The following is a 23,172-nucleotide window of genomic DNA, read 5'->3' as shown; positions in this document are numbered from 1 at the left end:
CTCTCTGTGTTCAGGGTAATAAAAGGAAGCAGACAGATTGGGGGCGATTGACATAAAGCAAATCGCGTAGACTTGTCACAATTTTGACACAGCGCAACAAAATTGGCTTAATCTTTTGCGTGTTTACTCAGGACGTTGCACAGTTCAAAGTCGCTTGTCTTTTTGCAGTGCAACAACTACAGTGGTTTTGACTGTTTTAAGGGCGGGACACGCTCGGTTCGCCTGTGAAGTGAGCGGTGCAGCAATGCCGCCAGCAGCAGGAACCCACCGAAGCGACTCAGGTGCGGCTCAATGCCGCGCTTGAGCGCCGTAGGAATCTCCGGCCTTCAGGCCGGGGAGGATGTCAAAAAGGTTGTTAAGTATAACGCAAGCCACTGCAGATAGGCTGGATGCCAAATTGTGTGCGGTGCGCGTTTCCCAACGATAGACAGGAAAATGTATCAACTGTCATCATTAAGCAACAACTTTATGGCATAAAGACCCTGCTGATCATAAAGTTGTAGAAAAACCACACAGTATCACGCCCTTAAATTTTGAATTGTTACTGACTCACTACGGAGCTTTATCTATGGAAAGCATTAAAGACATTGTTGCAGGCAAAAAAGGTTTAATCGTTGGTATCGCAAACGACAACTCGATTGCGTATGGCTGCGCAACAGTGTTGAAAAATTTGGGCGCTGAATTTGCCGTGACGTATTTGAACGAGAAAGCCGAACGCTTTGTACGTCCTTTGGCTGAAGAATTGGGCAGCCCGATCATCGCTCAGATGGATGTGCAAAACCCGGGTGAGCTGGAAGCTGTCTTCAAACAAATTGAAGAAAAATGGGGCAAGCTGGATTTTGTGATTCACTCCATCGCTTTTTGCCCAATGGATGATTTGCATGGCCGTGTCACCGATTGTTCTGAAAACGGGTTCTTACAAGCAATGCGTGTGTCTTGCTACTCGTTGATCGAAATGGCGCGTTTGGCTGAGCCTTTGATGAAAGACGGCGGTTCGATTGTCACCATGAGCTACTACGGTGCTGACAAAGTGGTGGAAAACTACAATGTGATGGGCCCAGTGAAAGCAGCGTTGGAATCCACCGTGCGTTATCTGGCTGCAGAATTGGGTCAGAAAAAAATCCGCGTGCATGCCGTTTCCCCAGGTCCATTGAAAACCCGTGCTGCTTCGGGGATCGCACACTTTGACAAACTGATTGAAGAAGCGATTGCTCGGACGCCAGAACATCGTTTAGTTGATATCGAAGATGTTGGTATGACTACTGCTTTCCTGATTTCGGATGCTTCGCGTGCGATGACCGGTGAAGTGACGTATGTGGATGGTGGTTTCCACATGATGGCATAAGCCATTTGCCCCTGTTGTAGCAGTGTGTGGAGAGGCGAGCCGATTGCCTCTCCCATTGAAATTCTTTATTTCTGAGTAATAACAGCGAGAACGACCATGACCCGCGACGAACGTGCCTTTGATGACATCATCCAAGCTGCCTTGCAATATCCCCCAATCAAAATGGCAGTGGCGCATCCCTGCAGCCCAGAATCTCTATTAGGTGCCGTGGAGTCTTTTGAGGCGGGCTTGATCGAGCCAATTTTGGTTGCACCGAAAGCCAAGCTGGAATCGCTGGCCAATGAACTTGATATCGATTTGTCCCGCTTCCGCATTGTGGATGTGCCACATAGCCATGCAGCAGCAGAAGAGGCGGTGAAATTGGTGCGGATGGGTGAAGCACATTCCTTGATGAAAGGCAGCTTACACACCGACGAATTTATGACCGAGGTGTTGAACCGCAACACCGGTGTGCGCACCGACCGTCGTATTAGCCATATTTTTGTGATGAAGGTTGAGAGCTATCCTCGTTACCTGTTTATCACCGATGCTGCGATCAATATTGCCCCCGACTTAATCACCAAAATGCACATCACGCAAAACGCCATTGATTTGTGCCATGCTTTAGGGATTGAGAAACCGAAAGTGGCTATTTTGGCAGCAGTTGAAACCGTGAGCCCAAGTATGCCCTCCACGCTAGATGCGGCTGCGCTGTGCAAAATGGCCGACCGTAAACAGATCACCGGCGCGATTTTGGATGGCCCACTGGCGTTTGATAATGCGATTTCCCATGCTGCCGCCGACACCAAGGGGATTGACTCCCCTGTGGCTGGCGATCCCGATATTCTGTTGGTCCCTGATTTAGAAGCCGGCAATATGTTGGCAAAACAGCTTAACTACTTGGCTGCGGCGGCTTCCGCTGGTGTGGTGATGGGCGCGAAAGTGCCTATCGTGTTGACCAGCCGTTCTGAAGATGCCCAAGCGCGTTTGGCTTCTGCTGCGGTGGCGGCCTTGGTGGCACACCGTCGTGTTTTGAAAACGGATAATGCCTAATGACTGCGCCCTTGCTTGCTCTTAATGTGGGTTCATCCACATTAAAATTTACCCTATTTGATGTTGAACATGCCCATGAGCCACGCATTCGCTTGAATGGTATGTTGGATGGTATTGGCAAAGCGAGTGCGCGTTTCTTAGCTCGCGAAGTCTGTGGCAAGGTGCTATTTGATGAATTGCTCAGTGGTTGTACCCATAGCCAAGCCATCGAACGGGTGTTGCAGCTGACCGACCAAACCGCAGAGCGTCCCTGTGCCATCGTGCATCGCGTGGTGCATGGTGGGGCTTACTTCTCGGCGGCAACGGTGGTGGATGATGAAGTGATGGCAAAACTGGCCAGCCTGATTCCGCTGGCGCCATTGCATCAACCTGGCAGCTTGGCTGGCATTGATGCCGCACGGCAGGCCGCACCGGATGTGCCGCAGATTGCTTGTTTTGATACCGCATTTCACACCACACAAGATGAACTTGCTACCCGTTTTGGTATTGCCAATCGGTGGCATGAAGAAGGCGTGCGCCGTTATAGCTTTCATGGTTTGTCGTATGCTGCGATTGCACGCCGATTGCCGATGATCTTGGGCGAAGAAGAAGCCGCGAAGCGGGTAATTGTGTTGCATCTTGGCAGTGGTTCGAGTGCGTGCGCCATGCATAACGGCCGTAGCATTGCCAACAGCACAGGCATGAGTGCGTGTGAAGGTTTGATGATGGGTACCCGCCCGGGGAATCTCGATCCAGAAGTGGTGATCTATTGGATGGAACGGGCTGGAATGGATATCGCCGGTGTACGCGAAGAGCTATACAAACGCTCGGGGTTGTTAGGCGTATCGGGCGAATCGTCTGATATGCGCGAACTGTTGGCAAGCAACAGCCCTCGGGCGAAGTTAGCTATTGCTCTGTTCTGTTATCGGGCGGCGCGTGAAGTTGGTGCCCTTGCCGTTCAACTGGGTGGGGTCGATCATATTGTCTTTACCGCTGGTATTGGTGAGCGTTGTTCGCCGGTTCGCGCTTTGGTATTAGATCATCTGGCGTGGTTAGGTTTTGAGATTGACCATGATGCCAATGCCGATCAAGCGACTTGTATCACTTTGCCAAATAGCCAGCGTCATGCGTGGGTGATTCCAACGGATGAAGAAGGACAAATGGCGCGTGAAGCATTGGCTTTGTTGCCAGCCTAAACACCGCTTTGTTGTTGCCACATCGAGCCTCCCAGTGATGGGGGGCTTTTTTAATGGTTAAGAATGTCCGCTAATACCCGTAGCATGGCAGCGGTGGCACCCCAAACATAATGTTGTTGATAACGGAGGGACAGGTAAAACCCCTCTTGGTTATCACGCCAATAGCGTTCTTTGATGTAGTTATCGGGATTCAAAGCCAATTCCAGCGGCAATTCGAATACCTCGGCGACTTCATCTGGTGCTGGCGCCAATGAAAAAGGCGGCAAGACAAGGCCAACCACCGGTTCGACTCGATAGCCAGTGATGGTGATGTAATGGGGCAATCGTCCAAGTAACTGGATGTGTTCGGCTCGCAGGCCGACTTCTTCTTCTGCTTCACGCAAAGCGGCTTGTTCGGCGGTAGGGTCTTCGGGGTCAATTTTTCCCCCGGGGAAACTGACTTGACCGCTGTGTTGGCGCAATTTTTCGGTGCGCCGTGTCAATAAAATCGAGGGCGTTGGCTGGCGCCAGACGATGGGGACGAGTACCGCAGCCGGTTTGGTTGCAACACGATCGGTTAACTGAGGGACATCTCCAGATAAAGGACGGGTTTCTGCAAGATATAGTTTATCTTGCAACCAAGAAGCAGCCTGATCGGGAGATGTATGGAGCCACATTTAATCATTATCCTGAGCGAGTTTAGGAAGTTCTAGTTCACGCCAATGAGCAAATAATCGCAAGACTAATCCGATGACAAAGATGATGTGCAAACTGAGAGCGGTGAGCCAGCCTTGTTGTTCCAACAGATAGATACTCAGCGCGATCAGAATTGCCACCGTGCCATAAAAATCCTTATGCAGAATAAATGGCACTTCGTTCACCATCATATCGCGCACCATGCCACCGCCAACGGCGGTAATAAACCCCAACATCGCGACACCAAAGCCATTGAGTTCATATTGCAGCCCGACCTGCGCGCCGGCAATGCTGAAGGCAACCAGCCCCAGCGAATCGGCCACGATAAAGGTTCGTAATAAGAATTGGCTTTCGCGTTTTTGTAAGCGTAGCAAGGACACTGTAACCAGCGTGGCTGCAATCACCCACAGAGCATCGGTATATAGAAACACCTGTGGAATGCGTTGTATCAAGACATCTCGAATCATACCGCCGCCAATCGCGGTCAGCAGTGCCAAAATAATAATGCCTAACACATCACAATGTTTGCGTACCCCAACAAGGTAACCACTGACTGTAAAGGCAACTGTCCCAATAATGGCAATCCAATCCATTAGTTCTGCTTTCTAAAATGCAATAACGCCGGCGAATACCGGCGTTATTGGTGTCGGATGACGAGGGGCCGATCAGCGACGCATGGAGTCAAAGAATTGCTGATTGGTTTTCGTACCCTTGATTTTGTCGAGTAAGAATTCCATCGCTTCTAAATCGTCCATTGGATAGAGCAACTTACGCAATACCCAAATTTTCTGTAATTGATCCTGCCCAACTAACAATTCCTCACGGCGGGTACCAGAACGATTGACGTTAATCGCAGGGTAGATCCGTTTTTCGGCCATCCGGCGATCAAGGTGAATTTCCATGTTACCGGTGCCTTTGAATTCTTCATAGATGACGTCATCCATGCGGCTGCCGGTATCAATTAACGCAGTGGCGATGATGGTCAACGAACCCCCTTCTTCGATATTACGCGCTGCACCGAAGAATCGTTTTGGACGTTGTAAGGCGTTGGCATCGACACCACCGGTTAAAACCTTGCCTGAGCTTGGAATCACGGTGTTGTAAGCGCGGGCAAGACGGGTGATGGAATCGAGCAAAATCACCACATCTTTTTTATGTTCAACCAGCCGTTTGGCCTTTTCGATCACCATTTCTGCTACTTGGACATGGCGCGTCGCGGGTTCATCAAACGTGGAGGCTACCACTTCGCCCTTCACCGTACGCGTCATCTCGGTGACTTCTTCTGGTCGTTCGTCAATCAACAATACGATCAGAGACACATCCGGATGATTGGACGTAATGGCGTGGGCGATGTGTTGCAACATCACCGTTTTACCCGATTTGGGCGGCGCGACTAAGAGACCACGCTGTCCTTTACCAATCGGAGACACCAAGTCAATCACCCTGCCGGTGATGTTTTCTTCAGAACGAATGTCGCGCTCTAAAGTCAGACGTGATGTGGGGTGGAGGGGAGTGAGGTTTTCAAACAGGATTTTATTCTTGGCCTGCTCTGGCGGCCCACCATTGATGCGATCGACTTTAACCAGTGCAAAGTAGCGTTCGCCATCTTTTGGTGTGCGGATTTCGCCTTCAATCGTGTCGCCAGTGTGCAGATTAAAGCGTCTGATTTGGCTTGGGCTGACATAAATATCATCGGGCCCAGCTAAATAAGACATATCTGGCGAGCGCAGAAAACCAAAGCCATCGGGCAGCACTTCTAGCGTACCGTCGCCATAGATGCTTTCTCCCCTCTTTGCTTGGTTTTTGAGCAAAGCAAAAATGAGGTCTTGTTTGCGTAAACGGTTTGCGCCATCAATTTCGTTGGCGATTGCGGTGTCAACCAACTGGCTGACGTGCATTTTTTTTAAATCAGATAAGTGCATAGGCGGATGTTGAGACTTTATAGACTCATCGTAAGAAGAACTCACGGCTTGGCGAGGGGATCGGCGAGGGCGGCGGGGATTCAAAGCAAGAAAGCGGGCGACTTTGCATCGCCCGACACAGAAAAAAGTGGATTCAAGGATAGTCGTAATTAGATATTGCTGTCAATAAATGCGGTCAATTGGCTTTTTGCCAAGGCGCCCACTTTAGTGGCTTTGACCTGACCATCTTTGAAAATCATCAGTGTTGGAATACCACGGATGCCGTATTTCGGTGGCGTGCCTTCGTTTTCATCAATATTCAATTTTGCCACGGTCAGTTTGCCTTGATATTCTTTTGCGACTTCATCAAGAATTGGGGCAATCATTTTGCATGGGCCACACCATTCGGCCCAATAGTCGACCAATACAGGGCCGCTGGCTTTCAGCACATCTTGTTCAAAAGAGCCGTCGGTGACGTGAAGGATCAGATCGCTACTCATCATAATCTCCAAAAGAATCGGTTTGGGTGTTTGAAACGCCAAGATATGGCATAAATAGAAATATGGAATCTCTGCATGTTAACAAGCATGCTGTGATGCAGCAAGTTAGCTGTTTCGACACCGCTTGTCGCTATTTTAACGCAACAGCGACAAAACCATCTGTGGAGATTGATTCGATTGCATCAACATACTGGTCGCTGCCTGTTGCAAAATTTTACCGCGAGAAAGCGAGGCGCTTTCTACGGCAAAGTCGGCATCAGTGATGCGTGAGCGTGCCGCAGCGGTGTTTTCTGCACTGGTTTGCAGTCCAGCCACAACACTATCGAGCCGTGTCATCGCAGCACCAATCGATGCCCGCTGTGAAATGATGTTTTCTAGGGCACGGTCTGCGGCTGCAATCGCGCTGTTAGGATTGTTGACCAAATCAATGTCGGCAAAACCCATCGAGCTGTTACTAATCTCACCAATACCAACGGTCAGCCCAGCATCCGCACCAGCGCCTACCTGCATGCGGTAGTTGGTTTTATTTTGTGTTTCAAGTGGAGAATATTGCCATGTTTCAACAAAACCACTTAACACGTCCTCCCCCGACTTTGACCCGACATGGTCAACCACATCCTCAGCATTCTTGACTGCACCTCCATCGGCATCAGCATTGCCAATCCCGCCGGTATCAGCATTGTTTAAGTCAACACCATAGCTGGATAGAGTGGCCCCGGCAGCTTTAAAATCGATCATAAACTGCGCTTCTGTTTTACCAAGATAATGCACCATCGCATCATTCACTACACGGCTTTTATCAGCAGAAAGGTAAGTAAGAAAATCCTGCATCCCACCCGAAGCCCCATTGTTTTTCAATTCGTTATGTAGATAACGGGCTGCAAGGTAGGAAACCGAATAATCTGCTGATGTTGCCACTGTATTGAGTGAAGTCAGATTGTTGTCTAAAAAAGTCTGCACTTGAGCGATAAAGGCCGGATCAGCTTGGTTGACATTGGTATTAAGCGCGAAGCCTAGGTCTGATTTGACCCGTTCATCTGCCCCATGAATAAACTCGGCAGCCCCCTCTTTGAACCAGAGAGACAGATTATAAAAGTTAGTGGTTCTTGCCATCACAGCGTGAACCATCTCATGGGCAATAATCCGATCGTTATAGAAAGGTGCGCTACCTCCGTTCGGTAAATTGGCAGGAGAAAAGTCTGCCATGTCGATATACATTTCTAGGTTGGAACCCACTGCATTGGCTGGCTGGACGGGATAAGAGCCAGAAACATAGGCTGCTGTTCCACCTGGAGTGCCTGGTTCGATAAATTTAATCGCAAATGGCACACCATCGGCGACTAACCCATAGCGTTGTTGAATCATTTTTTCTGAGTTTTCAAGCCAGCCAGTGCTTAAACCTTTTAACACCGCTTTGACGTTTTCATCACTGGTTGCTCCCCCCGAGCTGGCACCATCAGGCAGAACAAACAGTTTATTGCCATTAAACGAAGTGGTTTGACCAATTCGTTCTACTTCATCCATCAGTTGTTTTGCTTCAGCTTGCAAGGCTTCACGATCGGTTTTGGTATTGGTACTGTTGTTGGCTTGAACACCCAATTCGCGAATGCGTTGCAACATATTGTTGACTTCTGACAGCGCACCCTCGGCGGTTTGCAGCATCGAAATTGCATCGTTGGTATTGCGTAGTGCTTGTCGATCACCACGTACATTCGATTGCATGCGTTCAGAAATTGCCAAACCTGCAGCATCATCCGTAGCAGAGTTAACCCGTAAGCCCGAAGACAGACGTTGAACAGATTTACTCACCATCGAGTCATTTTGGGTTAATAAACGACTGCTGAATTGTGAGAGAGAATTAGTAAAGATTTGCATGGCGGCCACACCTGTGCGCAAGATAACTTATCTGCTTATCGGTGTTATTACCAAGGACTTAAGATTTTTTCACTTTATTGTTTTGTTTTAAGATATAAATGCAATTTGTTATATAAATCATGATGTTTGATATTTTTGTTTTGTATGTTTTTTGTGGTTTTCTATGTTGATTGTGTGTTTGCCTGTGGTTAAAGCGCGCCTTTTTTGTTGTAGGTATGTCCTAGACGTTAATCTGGCGATTCGCAAAAAATGTTCGAATAGGTGGTAAACTCCAGAAATCGTAGTAAACGTGAGTTTGCTAACAAGCTTTCTTAACTTAAAGATATGTAAGAGGTTGCTTTATGCAGAACGGGAAAGGGTTGACGATTCGACAACGTTTAACCTTAGGCTTTGCGTTGGTGCTGACGATGATGGTGGCTGTCACTATCATCGGTATTCAAAAAGTCAATTTCATTGACAAAACACTTGCAGAAATCACCGATGTCAACGCGGTGAAGCAGCGTTATGCAATCAATTTTCGTGGTTCTGTCCACGATCGTGCGGTTGCCATTCGCGATGTGGTGATGTTTGACGATGTAAATGGCGCACCGATGCGTGAAACTTTGGACGAAATTAAACGTCTGGATGACTTCTATCAGAAATCAGCGGGGCCGCTTGATCAAATTCTGCAAGATGATGCGATGGCACAACCTGAAGAACGACAGATTGTGCAAAACATCAAAGCGATTGAGGCTAAAACGCAACCCCTAATCCAACAAATTATCCAAGCGAAAAAAAGTGGTAATGAAGTCGAGGCCGAACGGATTTTGTTTGAACAGGCTAAACCCGCTTTTATGGCGTGGTTAGCGGCAATTAACCAATTTATCGATTTTGAAGAACAAAAAAATCAAAAAGCGACACCAAGTGCACGCGAAGTCGCCAGCGGCTTTCAGTGGTTGATGATTTCTTTGTGTGGTGTGGCGATTGTGTTGGGTGGCATTGTCGCATGGTGGATTAGCCGCCAACTGACACAAGCCTTGGGCGGAGAACCGGCGGATGCTGCTGCGATGGTGACTCGGATTGCTGCCGGCGATTTAACCGAGCGTATTCCTGTCACTTACCCAAATAGTATGTTGGCAGCCGTCGCACAGATGCAACAGCGTTTGGTCGAAATTGTCAGCGCGATTGACCAATCGTCTGACCAGTTATCAAAACAAGCTCAATATGTTGCTCAAGTGTCTGAACAGGCACAAATGGCCGCACAGCAACAAGCAGAAGCGTCGGCAACGACTGCCCACCGTGTGGAACAAATCACGGTCAGCGTGAGCAATATTTCTACTATTGCCCAACAAACTGAAGATAATTCAGCGCAAACCGCAAGCTTATCGGAAAGCGGGACACAATCAGTCAAAACAGCTGCCACTGAGATTGGACGCATTGCCCAAACAGTGGAATCCTCGGCACAACAAATCCGTCAGCTGCAACAACGCTCGCAAGAAATTGGTGGGATTGCTGGTGTGATCGGGGAAATTGCTGAACAGACCAATTTATTGGCCCTGAACGCTGCGATTGAAGCTGCGCGGGCAGGCGAGTCGGGCCGTGGCTTTGCCGTGGTGGCAGATGAAGTACGCAAGTTAGCGGAACGGACTGCCAGTGCGACAGCAGAAATTGCCAAAATGATTGATGTGGTGCAAAAAGATACCCAAGTTGCGGTGGATGCCATGGAGCGTGCGGTGCCACAGGTGGCAAATGGGCTGGGCTTAGCGAATGAGGCAACAACGGTGTTGTCGCAAATTCATCATCAGGCTTTAGACTCACTGGCCAAAGTTCGCGATGTGGCACAAGCGACCACCCAACAAGCAGAAACCATCAATGGCATTGTGCGTAATGTGGAACATATTGCTCAGATGTCGGAGGAAACCAGCGCTGCCATGCACAGTAACAGCACCGCAGCACAACAGCTGAATGAAATTGCAATTGCGCTGCGCCAGCATGTCCAGCATTTCCGCTTACGCGGTTAAGTGGGGTTGTGATACCAGACTTTTCCTCAGTCTTTGGGAGAAGTCTGGAGGGTGTCGGGATTGGGGTCAGCAAGGGCTTGGGTGATCAACTCCATGTATTTCTCCAATTCCAACCCTTGTTCTTGTACCCCTTGGATGCGCTCTAAACTGTCATTCAGAATCTGTCGCAGACGATCTTCCTGTGAGCTTTTCAGCCCCATAAACAAGAACATTTCTTCAAAGTCATGTGCCATTTCATTGAGCACAAAAGACATCTCCTGATTTTGGCGATGATAGCCTTGTTCAATTTGTGAAAAGATGTGTTTGGCTTGTGATAACAATCCTTCCAATGAGGTACTCTCTAGAGAGCGCATACATTGCGCAGCCCCTTCTACCGGACTTGCGCCCCAGTGCTCCAGCCATAATCCCTTCCTTCTGAGCCGCAGGCGAAAGGATTTGGCTGGGGGTGAAGGGGCGTGCCGCCCAACGGGCGGCTAGTGCGGTGCTTCTTGTTGCTCGATGTATTGTTGAATCACCGACAGGGGCGCTCCGCCGTAACTGATGATGCAATAGCTGCGGCTCCAGAACACCGGCTTATTCCAGTAATACTGCTTCAGTTCTTCGCCAAATTCTTTGCGGATGTAACGGCTGGTCACGGTCTTGAGATTGTTCACGAACACCGACGGTGCCACCTTCGGATTCAGCGACAGTAGCAGGTGGACGTGATCAGCTTCGCCGTTGAATTCCAACAACTCGCACTCCCACTTCTCCACCAGCGCCTGACAATGGGTTCTCAATCTTTCCAGCATCGGCGCGGTGATGCATTTTCGCCGGTATTTGGTGACAATAACTAAATGGTAATTTAAGTTAAAAACGCAATGATAAAGCGACTTAACGGGCTGTTTTCGTTCCATAACTGTAGTGTATGATACAAACATGGCTCTCCGCAAAGTCACCTTCCGCCTGTACCCCAACGCCGCTCAGGCCGAGCGGCTGACGGAGCTGCTCAGCCTGCACCAGCGCGTGTATAACACCGCGCTGGAAGAACGCATACGAGCGTATCAGGCAGAAGGTACATCACTGAACTTTGCCAGTCAGTGCAAGGCACTAACCCAGTGGCGGGCGCACGTTCCCGCCTTGGCGGAGGTGAATGCCCAATCCTTGCAAGTGACGTTGAAACGGCTCGATCTGGCCTTTGCCGCTTTCTTCCGTCGCGTGAAAGCGGGCGAAACGCCGGGCTTCCCGCGTTTCAAACCGCTCCAGCGGTTCAGTGGCTGGGGATACAAGACACACGGCGACGGATGGAAACTGCTGGCCGGCGACGGCATGAAACACGGGCACGTCCGCCTGTCCGGCGTCGGCATGGTGCGAATGAGGGGACAAGCCCGCACCGTGGGCGAAGCCAAAACCGCCGAGGTGCTGCACAAGGCTGAGAAATGGTATTTGTCCGTTACCGTCGAGTGCAGTCCCGACCGAGCCAGCGGCAACAAGGCTGTGGGCGTGGACTGGGGGCTGGAAACCTTCGCCACCGTGGTCGATTCCGATGGCGGCAATGATCCCGTTCCAAACCCGCGCTTTCTCGATGCGGCCCAACGACAAAGGCTCAAGACCTTGCAGCAGGCGGTCAGCCGTAAGCCCAACAAGCGCTCGAACAACCGGCGCAAGGCAGTGAAAGCGCTGGCGGCGGAACACCGCCGAATTGCCAATCGGCGCAAAGATTTCTTGCATCAGACCAGCGCAAAGCTGGTAAGCCAATGCGGCCTGATCGCCACTGAGCAATTGAACGTCAAGGGTATGACCGCCAGCGGTGGCGAATACAAGAAGGGATTGAACCGCAGCATTCTGGATACCGCACCGTCCACCTTTTTAACTCTGCTAAAGAGCAAAGCGGAAGAAGCTGGCTTGCAGTGGTGTGAGGTGCCGACCCGTCAGGTTAAACCAAGCCAGACGTGTCACCGATGCGGTGTCCAGCGTAAAAAAACGCTCGCGGAGCGCATTCATCGTTGTAGTTGCGGGGCTGAATGCAGCCGCGACGAAAATGCGGCGCGAGTGATGTTGAATTGGGCGCTGACAGGTAGCGCCTCCGGTCAGGAACTGGCCGAGGTGGGGAGCGGTGGACGTTTCGCCGTGCTGAACCACGAAACTCACGCTGTACCGGCGCTAGCCGGTCAGCGGGAGTAGTTCATTACGTAAAACACAGTGGCTGCGCCGTGAACACAGACGTACGGTGCCTGTGACACCAAAATACTCCAATGCATCGGTTAATAGGATGGCGAGTTGTTCGGGGGTTTGTACAGTGAACAACTGACGGAAAGTGTGAATGACCTGACCTAGGGCACTGGAATCGGTCATGGCAGAGAAAGCCGCATTCATGGCTTCGCCTGCTGATTGTTTTAACTGTTGGATTTCTGAACGAGAGGCAAGGGTCTGTTTTACTTTGCGCTCAAGTTCTGCAGGTTCAAGTGGTTTTACAATAAAGTCGTTGGCGCCAAAATCATAAGCGGCTAGACGACTTTGCGCGTCGCTGTGCGCAGAAATGAAAATAACTGCTGGTTGGTCAATATCCGTATCTGCACGAATGTGACGACAAACCTCGTAGCCATCCATGCCGCTCATCTCTATATCGAGGAGTACAACGCCCGGTTGCAATACTTTGACTTGTTGTAAACCCGCACGTCCTTCATGGGCTAGGTAAATATCGAAATAGGGGCTGAGAATTGTTTTGACAACGAGGGAAAACATCTGATCGTCATCAATTACAAGTACTTTATCTTTTAATGACATTTTGTATCATCCTTAACTGGCTCAACAGCTCAACATTCTTCTATAGAAAGCACCGTTCAACAGGGTACGGAGCTTAGCTGTCGATACTCTTTCATAAATATGATAGCATCGTGTTGATCTATGAAAATTTGTTTTTTCACAAAAAATTTTTCATATCTGGCAATTTATGTCAAACTGGAAAACTTGGCCGGAGAAAATAATGGAATGGCTGTTTGACCAAGATGAGCAACATGTTGTGACAGAGTCGAAAGAAGCGGCTGTTGATGATTTTGCAACACAGACAGTTTTGCAAGCACTGGCACATGTAGCAGAACTGGGTGAACTCTTGTGTTTCATGCGTGAGAGCCATGCTTGTCATGATTGTTCTTCTTTAGCCAAATGTGCCTTGTCTACATTAAGAAACTATGGTCTCTCTGCTTTATTGATGTTGCATCCAGAAGGAAACATCAAGAGTTACTATGCTTTGCCACAGGAAATCACCCCCGATGAGGTAAGCTTGTTAGATAATGCCGCTGCTGCATCCGTGCGTATCTATGAAACAGTACAGCACTGCATATTCAATTATCGCTATTGCAGCTTAATTATCACAAATTGGTCAGACCAAGAGCCCTTACGAGCCGGTCGCTTGCGCGATCATCTGGCACAATTATGTGAAGGCATTGATGCCAGATTAGATGCCATGTTGAGCAGCGTTCCGCTGCCTAATATCGTGCAATTAACGTATCAGCCGCTTATTTCTCATTTTCTTGTGCAGGAACACTAACGCCCAACTGTGCTTGGGATAGCTGCTTACATAAAGGATTGTGACCCAACTATGGCCAAAGTCATTCTTACTGTGGACGACTCCCCTTCTATTCGTCAGATGGTAACCTTTACTTTGAAAAGTGCTGGCTATGAAGTCGTCGATGCCCCTGATGCACCCACTGCCCTGAGCCGTGCGCGTGCTCGGCAGTTCGATATGATTCTGACGGATATCAATATGCCAGGCATGGATGGTTTTGCCCTGACACAGGCACTCCGTGCGCTCCCTGAATATGCCTCAGTGCCGATTTTGGTGCTGACGACCGAATCGAGTGACGAAATGAAGCAAAAAGGACGTGCTAGTGGTGCCACTGGTTGGCTGGTTAAACCTTTCGACCCACAAAAGCTAATTAGCTTAGTGAAGCGGGTGATTGGTTAACGGTTTGCCAAACCATGCAAATCGATCTATCGCAGTTTTTTGACATCTTCTTCGAGGAAGCCGAGGAACACTTGGCAACGCTCGAGTCGGTGTTGCTCGCTCTCGATATTGATGCCCCCGACGCGGAAGCATTGAATGCGATTTTCCGTGCTGCGCATTCGATTAAAGGCGGGGCAGGGACTTTTGGTTTCACCGACCTGATTAACGTGACGCATCAGCTGGAAACCCTGCTTGATGCGGTGCGAAAACATACTTTGCAGTTAACCCCTAGCCATATCGATACCATCTTGGCGGCGACGGATGCGCTGCGAGATATCCTCAATAATTGTCGTCAAGGTGTGGCAACTGATCCTGTTTTGATTCAGGAAATGGAAGCGCGTTTACGGGCAGAGTTGCTGCCTAAAGCTGTCTCTTCAGCCGCGATTCCGGTGTTGCAGGAAGAAGCGCGCACCCATCATTTTTCGATTGCCACAGATGGACAATTAGCTTGGGAGGCGTTGTTACAGCGTTTGACAGCAGAGCCACGGGCAAAAATCACTGGTTTTCCGGTGGAGCCCGATGCCAAAGATCCATTATGTATTGAATTTATCGGTACTGACTCTGAATTTGCTGATCTGTGTGATAGCTTGGCCTTTGTGGTGCCGCCCTCTGCGATTCGCTTAGAACATGCTCCCCCTCCCTTGGTCGATGACGCAAATAGTTGGGGATTGTTTCACGAGGAAACCTCAACTGCGGTAGTGTCTCCTTCTGTCCTTGAGGAGGAGGATGGTTGGGGATTATTTGAGGAAGATACGCCGCCTGCTATAGCTATTGTTCCCTCTCCCCTGCCGCTTACACTGATAGAAGAGGACGATGGCTGGGGATTGTTCAATACGGTGCCCACTTCCCCCGCCCCATCGAATGCCACGCCACAGGTTACCGCATCTGAAACAACAGACGATGACGAAGGTTTTGGCTTCTTTACGCCTGTACCACAGCCACCAGCGGCAACTTCTCTTGCCACCGCGATGGCTGAAGAAGGCGATGGTTTTGGCTTATTTGTCCCCGTTCCATTAGCCCCACCAGTGGCACCGCCGGTGCCGGTAGTGAGCGCACCACAGGTGGTTGCGCCTACTGCACCACGAGCCACAGCTCCTACGCCAACTCGTCAGGGTAATAATGCTGAGTCGGCGACAATTCGTGTCAATGTCGAAAAGGTGGACCAACTACTCGATTTAGTCGGTGAACTGGTCATTACACAGTCGATGTTGGCTCAGTGTGCCGCGCAACTGGAACAGCAAGGGGTGGGTAATGACATTCTATTGGCAGGGATTAAACAGCTCGAAAGAAATACCCGCGATTTACAAGAATCGGTGATGTCGGTGCGAATGATGCCGATTGCCTCTGTCTTCAACCGTTTTCCGCGATTGGTGCGAGATTTAGCCGGCAAACTGGGTAAACAAGTTGAACTTCATCTCGAAGGCGAAAGCACCGAACTAGATAAGGCATTTATCGAAAAACTCGCCGATCCCATGACGCATTTGGTGCGTAATAGCCTAGATCATGGCATTGAATCACCTGAAAAACGGCGACTGTCTGGGAAATCTCCTATTGGTCATCTTACCCTGCGTGCTTCGCATCAGGGCGGCAATATCGTGATTGAAATTCGCGATGATGGGGCTGGCTTAAATCGAGAGCGCATTTTAGCTAAAGCGATTGAACGTGGTCTGCCGGTACACGAAGGGATGCCAGATACCGAAGTGTGGAATCTGATCTTTGAAGCAGGGTTTTCGACTGCTGCCGAAGTGAGTGATATTTCTGGCCGAGGTGTAGGGATGGATGTGGTGCGGCGGAACATCCAAGAGATGGGTGGTAGCATTATGATTGAATCGGTTGCCGGTGTTGGCAGCACGATTACCCTGCGGCTGCCCCTAACCTTAGCTATCTTGGATGGGATGTCGATTCGGGTGAATGGTGAGGTGTATGTGTTGCCATTAACCTGCATTATTGAATCGCTGCAGGCACAACCCAGCCAATATAAAACCTTAGCTAAGCAAGGCGAGGTCTTACAAGTCCGAGGTCAATATCTGCCACTGATTCGATTGGCTGATATTTTCTTGACTCAAACCGAACACCCGACCGGTTCTGCTTCTTTGCAACAAGGGCTGTGCATGATTGTGGAGGCAGAAAAAGAAATGGTAGCGTTACAAGTCGATGAGCTATTGGGACAACAACAGGTGGTGATTAAAAATCTGGAAACCAACTATCGCCGTGTCTCAGGCATCTCGGGTGCCACAATTATGGGCGATGGCCGTGTGGCACTGATTCTTGATGTCCCTGCCGTTGTCAGAATGGCAAAAAATCGGAGCCGAGCATGAACGAGCGTTATTTAACCAATGATAACAGTCCGGCACGAGAAAATTTGGTGTTTACCCTCGGTGATGAGGAATATGGCATCAATATCTTAAAAGTGCAGGAAATTCGCGGCTATGACACGGTAACTCGCATTGCAAATAGCCCACCCTATTTAAAAGGGGTGATTAACTTACGCGGTGCAATTGTTCCGATTGTTGATTTACGCATTAAATTTGGTTTACAAAATGTCACGTACACGCCTTTTACCGTCGTGATTATTTTGAATGTTGGGCAGAAAATAGTTGGTATTGTAGTCGATAGTGTGTCAGATGTAATTCACCTTGACCCTGAGCAATGCCGACCTGCTCCAGAATTGGGTGTAGTCGTCAATACTGATTATGTTTTAGGGCTGGGGGTGATTGAAAATCGGATGGTGATTCTGACCGATATCGAGAAACTGATGACCAGTCACGAATTGGCGCTATTTGAACAACTGAGTTTAGAGACCTAATGTTTGTCGCTAAACCTTTTTCTCTGATGTGAATCTGGATTCCAGAACTGTGAGCGTATGATGTCGGTCCTTTATCGTCTGTCTTTGCCTGTCAAACTTACTTTAATTGCTTTGTTGGCGTTGGCCTTTTCTTTGGCACCCAACTTACGTGTATTAAATACTGGTTTACATTCTTTAGAGGAGATTGCGACTGAGCGACAGGCAATTTCTCCTAGCCTGCAGTTGTTGGAATTAACCGATCGTTTGCAACGTTATCGCTATATTCTGTTAACCCAGACAGCTGGCGCAGAAAATAACCGCTTGTTGACTTTAGAACGCGAAATCGAAACCAGCTTTAATAATCTTGCTGCATTACCTGCACCATTATCACAACGAGTGCAAGAGTTACGCAGCCGCTTTTTATCGTTAAAAGAAAAACAAACGCAAACAGTCGCCAGTACCTATTTCAATGGTTATAGTGTGCTGATTGGTGAAGTGAATAGCCTGAGCCGCGATGTCGGGGCCCACTATGGCTTAATGCTTGATCCTAGCCCAGATGCTTATTTCCTATTCCAAGCTGGTTTTTTGTCTTTGCCCTCGGTGAATGAATCTTTAGCACGGTTGCGTGATTTAGCCGCTTTAGGTAGTGAGGTAGTGGCTAATAACGGTTTTAGTCAACGTGATGAAATCAGTAATAATGCACTGATTCAATTGCGTGATAGTGATCAGGCTTTATTAAAAGTCATTTCAGCCAATGCCGTGTTATCAGCTGATTTGGCAAAAGATCGTGCACAATTGACTCGTAATGTGAACGATGCCATTGCATTAGGTCGTTTACAGGGCGGTGAAATCAGTCGTGCCGATTTACTACAGCGTATGAATGCAGTCAATGCTGATATTACGGCACTCAATCAGCGTGTACTACAACAATTAGACCTCAGCCTACAGCACCGTGCTGACCAAGAAAAACAAACTTTAATTGTCAGCGCCTCAGTATTAGTGCTTTTTGTTCTGTTGCTGATTGTTTTGATCTATTTAATTGCTCGTTCAATTTTGCGTCCAATGCGTGGTGTCGTAGAAACTGCATCACAAATTGCACAGGGCAATTTTTCGGCTAAATTCCCTGAAATTGACGGTAAGGCAGAATTGGCACAGTTATCGCATGCTTTAGATGATATGCGAATTAAACTTGGCCAAGTTTATAATAATGAATCTGCCGCCCTTAAAGAAAACCTGCGTGTACGGATTGCATTGGATGTAGCAAAGACCAATGTAATGATTGCTGACAATGAATACAATATTGTCTATGTCAATCGTTCTTTGGTTGAAATGTTACAACAACGGCAAGAGTCTATTCGTCGTGAACTACCTAGCTTTGCGGTCGATAAAGTATTGGGCTCCAATATTGATATTTTCCATAAAACGCCAGCACATCAACGGGCATTATTAAATCATCTTAATCATACTCATGAAGCGAATTTGCAATTAGGTGGTTACCATTTCCGTTTGTTAGTAACGCCTGTTGTCGATGCTCAGAACAACCGTTTGGGTACGGTGGTTGAATGGCAAGACATGACAGAAACCTTGCGTGCTCAACAAGAGGCGGTCATTTACAACGCTAATATGGCACGGGTGAAAGCTGCACTGGACAATGTCACTACCAATGTGATGATTGCTGACAATGAACGTAATATTGTCTACATGAACAACTCGGTGAAAGGGATGTTGAAGCAAGCACAAAACGACATCCGCCGTGTGTTCCCGAGTTTCGATGCTGATCGCTTGCTGGGCAATAACATGGATATTTTCCATAAAAATCCTGCCCATCAACGTGATCTACTGGCGGATTTACGGACAACCTACCGTGCACAAATTGCCTTGGGTGGCCGTACTTTCCAATTGATTGCTAACCCTGTTTTTGATGAGCAAGGGGTACGGCATGGTACCGTGGTGCAATGGTTAGACCGTACTGACGAAGTGGCGGCAGAAAAAGAAGTGGAAGCGATTATTACTGCTGCCGCTGCCGGTGATTTCTCAAAACGGTTGGCAGCAGAAAATAAAGAAGGTTTCTTCCGTGTCTTGGCTGACAATATCAACCGTTTAGTCAGTACCTCTGCCGAAGGTCTGGAAGATGTCGCAACGGTGTTAGAGCACTTGTCTCGCGGCGATTTAAGTTACCGCGTGGATGATAAGAAATATGAAGGTGTTTTTGCTCGCCTGACTCGTAATGCGAACCAGACGGTGGACAGTTTATCTGCCTTAGTGCGCCAAATTCGTGAGGCCACTGATACCATTAACGTCGCATCGCGTGAAATTGCTCAAGGGAATCAAAACCTTTCGGCGCGAACCGAACAACAAGCGGCAAACCTACAAGAAACCGCTTCCAGCATGGAAGAAATCACCGGTACAGTGCGACAAAATGCTGATAACGCACAGCAGGCAAGCAAATTAGCAAGTGGTGCATCGGTGGTGGCAAGTAAGGGTGGCAACTTGATGGGCGAAGTGGTCACCACCATGAGTGCTATCCATGAGTCAGCCCGTAAGATTGTTGACATTATCAGCGTCATTGATGGCATTGCCTTCCAAACCAATATTTTGGCCTTGAATGCTGCCGTGGAAGCGGCACGCGCTGGTGAGCAAGGCCGTGGGTTTGCCGTGGTGGCCAGCGAGGTGCGTAGCTTGGCCCAACGCAGCGCCACTGCAGCAAAAGAAATTAAAACCCTGATTGGTGATTCAGTCGATAAAGTCGAATCTGGGGCGCAGTTGGTGGACGAAGCCGGCCAAACCATGAGCGAAGTGGTGGATTCTGTACGTCAGGTGGCCGAGTTGATGCGTGAAATCAGTGCTGCTTCGGTGGAGCAGTCCTCTGGTATTGAGCAGATTAACCAAGCTGTGACACAGATGGATGAGAACACCCAGCAGAATGCGGCATTGGTTGAGGAGGCGGCTGCGGCAGCCGAGAATTTGGAAGAACAAGCGAACCTGCTGTCTGAAGCTGTGGCTACTTTCCGTCTGTCGGCCTCTGCCGCATGGGCAGCGGCGCCTGCACCGGCGCCTGTTCGTAAAACAGTGGCCGCACCTTCTGCGCTACCTTTAAAACAAACTGCACCACCGATGTCGTTACCTGCGCCACCTACGCATAAGCTAAAAGCGCCATTGACACCGCCTCCGAGCGCTGCTGATGATGACTGGGAAGAGTTTTAATGGCCAATCATGAGCGAGAGTTTGAATATACGCCACGCGATTTTATGCGGGTGAAAGATCTGCTCTATCGCCATGCTGGGATTGTCTTAAACGATAGCAAAGACTCTTTAGTGTATAGCCGTCTGGTGCGTCGTTTACGGGCATTACAAGTCAGTCGCTTTGCGGATTATCTGGATGATTTACATCCAGATAGTCCGGAGTGGCAAAACTTTCTCAATGCGCTTACCACTAACCTCACGGCTTTTTTCCGAGAAAATCATCATTTTGAGGTGTTGGCCGGACTACTAAAACAACATCCTATCGGACAGCCTTTCCGCATTTGGTGTTGCGCTGCTAGTACTGGTGAAGAACCGTACTCTTTAGCCATGACTGCAGTGGAAACCTTGCAACGACATGACCCACCGGTGTCAATTATTGCCACCGATATTGACACCCAAGTTTTACAAACCGCACGGGCTGGGGTTTATGCGCAAGACCGTGTGCGTGATTTATCACTGACCCAACTGCGGCAATTTTTTCTCAAAGGCACCGGAAAAAACGAGGGTAAGGTTCAGGTCAAACCTTATATTAAAAAGTTAATTCAGTTTCAGACTTTAAATCTATTAGCAAAAGATTGGTCGATTTCTGGCCAATTTGACGCGATATTTTGCCGTAATGTGCTAATTTACTTTGATAAACCAACACAAAAAACCGTTGTTGAACGCTTCGCTCCTCACTTAAAAGTGGATGGTCATTTGTTTGTTGGGCACTCTGAAAATTTAACTCCTATAACCCGTTTATTTTCACCTTGTGGCCGCACTGTCTATACCCTTGCCAATTCCCCTGTTGAGAAACACTGATGTTAGCTGCCGATTATCAAGAGGTGTTTGCCTCGCATTTTTACCATGACAAAACTTTCGATTCCCCTGCGGTGAAAGTTTTTCCGGGTGAATATCATGTCTCAACAGAGGGCCGTTTAATCGTAACTGTCTTGGGCTCATGTGTTGCTGCTTGTATTCGTGATCGTAAAGCAGGGTTTGGTGGTATGAACCATTTTATGTTGCCTGATGCAGGAGAGAGTGAATCTTCTGTGGTGGGTAGTGCCGCTCGCTACGGCAGTTATGCGATGGAAATTCTTATCAATCACCTGTTGAAATTGGGAGCTGCTCGACAAAATCTTGAAGCCAAAATTTTTGGTGGTGGGAATGTCTTGTCGGGGATGACCGTTGGCAACGTTGGACCGCGTAATGCGCAGTTTGTCAAAGACTATTTGGCAATGGAGCGTATTCCTGTGGTGGCAGAAGATTTATTAGGCCAAGAAGCGCGAAAAGTGTATTTCTTTCCTCACACAGGGCGGGTCATGGTAAAAACCATTCGTGAACAAACCAAGCCAGCGGTGGTTGATCGGGAAATGCGTTATCAAAAACGGATTGTGGTGCGTCCAATTAGTGGCGATGCAGAGTTGTTTTAAGGCCTAGCCGCCGTTAGCGCGCGAAATTAGAGTAAGGCTGATGCGAAAAATTCGTGTAATCGTGGTGGATGATTCTGCTTTAATGCGCTCATTACTACGACAAATTATTGATTCAACCGATGATATGGAAGTGGTCGCAGTGGCCCCTGATCCGCTGGTGGCGCGTGAGAGAATTAGAGAGCTCGATCCTGATGTGATTACCCTCGATATTGAGATGCCACAGATGGATGGACTGACTTTTCTTGAACGTCTGATGCGTTTACGACCAACGCCGGTTTTGATGGTGTCATCTTTGACGGAAGAAGGGGCTGAAGCCACGCTAAGAGCACTTGAGTTAGGTGCTATCGATTTTGTCTGTAAACCAGATAATCACAGTCTGTTATTGGCTGATTATGCTGATGAAATTTGCCATAAAATTCGTGCTGTGGCTTTGGCTGGACGTGGTTTTGCTGCGCGGCGAGCCGTATTAGCCCAAAAAATATCACCGAAACCTTTGCCGATGGTGAGAACACGTAGCCAACAGGTGCAGTTGATCGTGGTTGGTGCTTCTACCGGTGGTACTGAGGCATTAAAACTTTTCTTACAACGGCTACCTGCCGATTCGCCACCTGTGTTGATTGTGCAACACATGCCCCCTGGTTTCACCACCTCATTTGCCGCTCGTTTAGATAGCTTGTCAGAATTACATGTTAGTGAGGCAAAAGAGGGTGAGCCGATTTTGTCAGGTCATGCTTATTTGGCACCTGGTGATCGTCATTTGCAAATTAGTAAAAATGCCCGTGGTTATGTGTGTCATCTTGATGATAGCGAGAGAGTAAACCGCCACAAACCGGCGGTGGACGTGCTGTTTGACTCGGTCACAACCTATATTGCGGCTAAGCGGGTGGTGGCAGTATTGATGACCCGGTGCGCGACAAGCCCCGCCGTTCAGGGCGGGGAAGGATAGCGCGGACGGCGTAGCCGTCCTTGGGTTTCAGTCTTGGGCGGGTACGCCACCAATAGGTGAACATGATCATCCTCGCCGTCCATATTTCGCCACAAAGACCAAATGGACGTGCATCTTAAAAACGCAGTGCCGACTGCGCCTAATATCGTTGTCATCTCTCATAGACCAAAGTATCATTGATTCATGCAACGACTTCAAGCCTTCAAATACGAACTGGTGCCAGACGGCCATCAGGAGCGGCAAATGCGCCGCTTCGCTGGCTCGTGCCGGTTCGTATTCAACAAGGCGTTGGCGTTGCAGAA

At 48.8% G+C, this 23,172-nt stretch carries 22 protein-coding genes and 1 pseudogene; 14 read left to right on the top strand and 9 right to left on the bottom strand.

Going from position 1 to position 23,172, the window contains the following annotated elements; all coding sequences use genetic code 11:
• Positions 1–568 precede the first annotated feature (568 nt).
• The 3 genes from fabI (at position 569) to G465_RS0109315 (ending at position 3,552) form a co-directional block, all read left to right on the top strand.
• Positions 569–1,345 (top strand): enoyl-ACP reductase FabI, encoded by a 777-nt coding sequence (gene fabI, locus G465_RS0109325; RefSeq protein ID WP_022654205.1) that lies wholly within the window; start codon positions 569–571, stop codon positions 1,343–1,345.
• 96 nt (positions 1,346–1,441) lie between these two features.
• Positions 1,442–2,377 (top strand): bifunctional enoyl-CoA hydratase/phosphate acetyltransferase, encoded by a 936-nt coding sequence (locus G465_RS0109320; RefSeq protein WP_022654204.1) that lies wholly within the window; start codon positions 1,442–1,444, stop codon positions 2,375–2,377.
• The gene (locus G465_RS0109315) at positions 2,377–3,552 is read left to right on the top strand and encodes an acetate/propionate family kinase (protein ID WP_022654203.1); all 1,176 of its coding nucleotides are present in this window, start codon (positions 2,377–2,379) and stop codon (positions 3,550–3,552) included. Before G465_RS0109320 ends, G465_RS0109315 begins: the two co-directional genes overlap by 1 nt.
• 50 nt (positions 3,553–3,602) lie before the next feature.
• On the opposite strand, the gene G465_RS0109310 is transcribed toward G465_RS0109315, so the two are convergent.
• The 5 genes from G465_RS0109310 to G465_RS0109290 form a co-directional block, all read right to left on the bottom strand.
• Complete coding sequence (locus tag G465_RS0109310) at positions 3,603–4,208, bottom strand: CoA pyrophosphatase (RefSeq protein WP_027405345.1); 606 nt, start codon at positions 4,206–4,208, stop codon at positions 3,603–3,605.
• Positions 4,209–4,820, bottom strand: a complete 612-nt coding sequence (locus G465_RS0109305) for a trimeric intracellular cation channel family protein (RefSeq protein ID WP_022654202.1) — start codon at positions 4,818–4,820, stop codon at positions 4,209–4,211.
• 72 nt (positions 4,821–4,892) lie between these two features.
• Complete coding sequence (rho, locus tag G465_RS0109300; protein WP_022654201.1) at positions 4,893–6,149, bottom strand: transcription termination factor Rho; 1,257 nt, start codon at positions 6,147–6,149, stop codon at positions 4,893–4,895.
• A gap of 149 nt (positions 6,150–6,298) precedes the next feature.
• Positions 6,299–6,628, bottom strand: a complete 330-nt coding sequence (trxA, locus tag G465_RS0109295) for a thioredoxin TrxA (RefSeq protein ID WP_022654200.1) — start codon at positions 6,626–6,628, stop codon at positions 6,299–6,301.
• 135 nt (positions 6,629–6,763) lie between these two features.
• Positions 6,764–8,503 carry a flagellinolysin gene (locus tag G465_RS0109290; RefSeq protein ID WP_040399502.1) on the bottom strand — a complete coding sequence of 580 codons (1,740 nt, stop codon included), beginning with the start codon at positions 8,501–8,503 and terminating at the stop codon, positions 6,764–6,766.
• Between the two features lie 341 nt (positions 8,504–8,844).
• Between G465_RS0109290 and G465_RS0109285 the strand changes: the two genes are divergently transcribed.
• Positions 8,845–10,503, top strand: coding sequence for a methyl-accepting chemotaxis protein (locus tag G465_RS0109285; RefSeq protein WP_022654198.1), 1,659 nt, complete (start codon positions 8,845–8,847; stop codon positions 10,501–10,503).
• 26 nt (positions 10,504–10,529) lie between these two features.
• Here the strand turns inward: G465_RS0109285 and G465_RS0109280 are convergent, their stop codons facing one another.
• Together G465_RS0109280 and tnpA are read right to left on the bottom strand one after the other, a co-directional pair.
• Positions 10,530–10,856 carry a hypothetical protein gene (locus G465_RS0109280; protein ID WP_155846526.1) on the bottom strand — a complete coding sequence of 109 codons (327 nt, stop codon included), beginning with the start codon at positions 10,854–10,856 and terminating at the stop codon, positions 10,530–10,532.
• A 120-nt stretch (positions 10,857–10,976) separates the two neighbouring features.
• Positions 10,977–11,396, bottom strand: coding sequence for an IS200/IS605 family transposase (tnpA, locus tag G465_RS0109275; RefSeq protein ID WP_027405342.1), 420 nt, complete (start codon positions 11,394–11,396; stop codon positions 10,977–10,979).
• 22 nt (positions 11,397–11,418) lie between these two features.
• On the opposite strand from tnpA, the gene G465_RS14265 reads away from it, so the two are divergent.
• Positions 11,419–12,663, top strand: a complete 1,245-nt coding sequence (locus G465_RS14265; RefSeq protein WP_022654195.1) for an RNA-guided endonuclease InsQ/TnpB family protein — start codon at positions 11,419–11,421, stop codon at positions 12,661–12,663.
• On the opposite strand, the gene G465_RS0109265 is transcribed toward G465_RS14265, so the two are convergent.
• Complete coding sequence (locus tag G465_RS0109265) at positions 12,643–13,266, bottom strand: response regulator (RefSeq protein ID WP_022654194.1); 624 nt, start codon at positions 13,264–13,266, stop codon at positions 12,643–12,645. The genes G465_RS14265 and G465_RS0109265 overlap by 21 nt on opposite strands.
• 199 nt (positions 13,267–13,465) lie before the next feature.
• Here G465_RS0109265 and G465_RS0109260 point away from each other — a divergent pair, with 199 nt between their 5' ends.
• From G465_RS0109260 to G465_RS14255, 8 genes are read left to right on the top strand one after another with little or no spacing between them, the layout of a single operon-like run.
• Positions 13,466–14,029 carry a hypothetical protein gene (locus G465_RS0109260; RefSeq protein WP_022654193.1) on the top strand — a complete coding sequence of 188 codons (564 nt, stop codon included), beginning with the start codon at positions 13,466–13,468 and terminating at the stop codon, positions 14,027–14,029.
• 51 nt (positions 14,030–14,080) lie between these two features.
• Positions 14,081–14,446: a response regulator gene (locus G465_RS0109255; RefSeq protein ID WP_022654192.1), complete on the top strand. Its 366-nt coding sequence runs from the start codon at positions 14,081–14,083 to the stop codon at positions 14,444–14,446.
• Positions 14,447–14,460: 14 nt separating this feature from the next.
• On the top strand, positions 14,461–16,803 hold the full coding sequence (locus tag G465_RS0109250) for a chemotaxis protein CheW (RefSeq protein ID WP_022654191.1): 2,343 nt from the start codon (positions 14,461–14,463) through the stop codon (positions 16,801–16,803).
• Complete coding sequence (locus G465_RS0109245) at positions 16,800–17,291, top strand: chemotaxis protein CheW (RefSeq protein WP_022654190.1); 492 nt, start codon at positions 16,800–16,802, stop codon at positions 17,289–17,291. Before G465_RS0109250 ends, G465_RS0109245 begins: the two co-directional genes overlap by 4 nt.
• 57 nt (positions 17,292–17,348) lie before the next feature.
• On the top strand, positions 17,349–20,474 hold the full coding sequence (locus G465_RS16545) for a methyl-accepting chemotaxis protein (protein ID WP_022654189.1): 3,126 nt from the start codon (positions 17,349–17,351) through the stop codon (positions 20,472–20,474).
• Positions 20,474–21,313 carry a CheR family methyltransferase gene (locus G465_RS0109235; RefSeq protein ID WP_022654188.1) on the top strand — a complete coding sequence of 280 codons (840 nt, stop codon included), beginning with the start codon at positions 20,474–20,476 and terminating at the stop codon, positions 21,311–21,313. Before G465_RS16545 ends, G465_RS0109235 begins: the two co-directional genes overlap by 1 nt.
• The gene (cheD, locus tag G465_RS0109230; protein ID WP_022654187.1) at positions 21,313–21,924 is read left to right on the top strand and encodes a chemoreceptor glutamine deamidase CheD; all 612 of its coding nucleotides are present in this window, start codon (positions 21,313–21,315) and stop codon (positions 21,922–21,924) included. Before G465_RS0109235 ends, cheD begins: the two co-directional genes overlap by 1 nt.
• A 40-nt stretch (positions 21,925–21,964) precedes the next feature.
• The gene (locus G465_RS14255) at positions 21,965–22,870 is read left to right on the top strand and encodes a protein-glutamate methylesterase/protein-glutamine glutaminase (RefSeq protein WP_022654186.1); all 906 of its coding nucleotides are present in this window, start codon (positions 21,965–21,967) and stop codon (positions 22,868–22,870) included.
• Between the two features lie 32 nt (positions 22,871–22,902).
• Here the strand turns inward: G465_RS14255 and G465_RS15500 are convergent.
• Positions 22,903–23,032: pseudogene (locus tag G465_RS15500) on the bottom strand (IS200/IS605 family transposase); the annotation flags it as partial.
• 21 nt (positions 23,033–23,053) lie between these two features.
• Between G465_RS15500 and G465_RS16540 the strand changes: the two are divergent.
• The coding region (locus tag G465_RS16540) for a helix-turn-helix domain-containing protein (protein ID WP_155846525.1) at positions 23,054–23,172 on the top strand (119 nt) is incomplete at its 3' end.

Origin of the sequence: Aquaspirillum serpens DSM 68 (genome assembly GCF_000420525.1) — a bacterium.
GTDB lineage: Bacteria > Pseudomonadota > Gammaproteobacteria > Burkholderiales > Aquaspirillaceae > Aquaspirillum > Aquaspirillum serpens.
The sequence above is the reverse complement of the archived record's forward strand: the minus strand, read 5'-3'. Positions and strand labels throughout refer to the sequence as shown.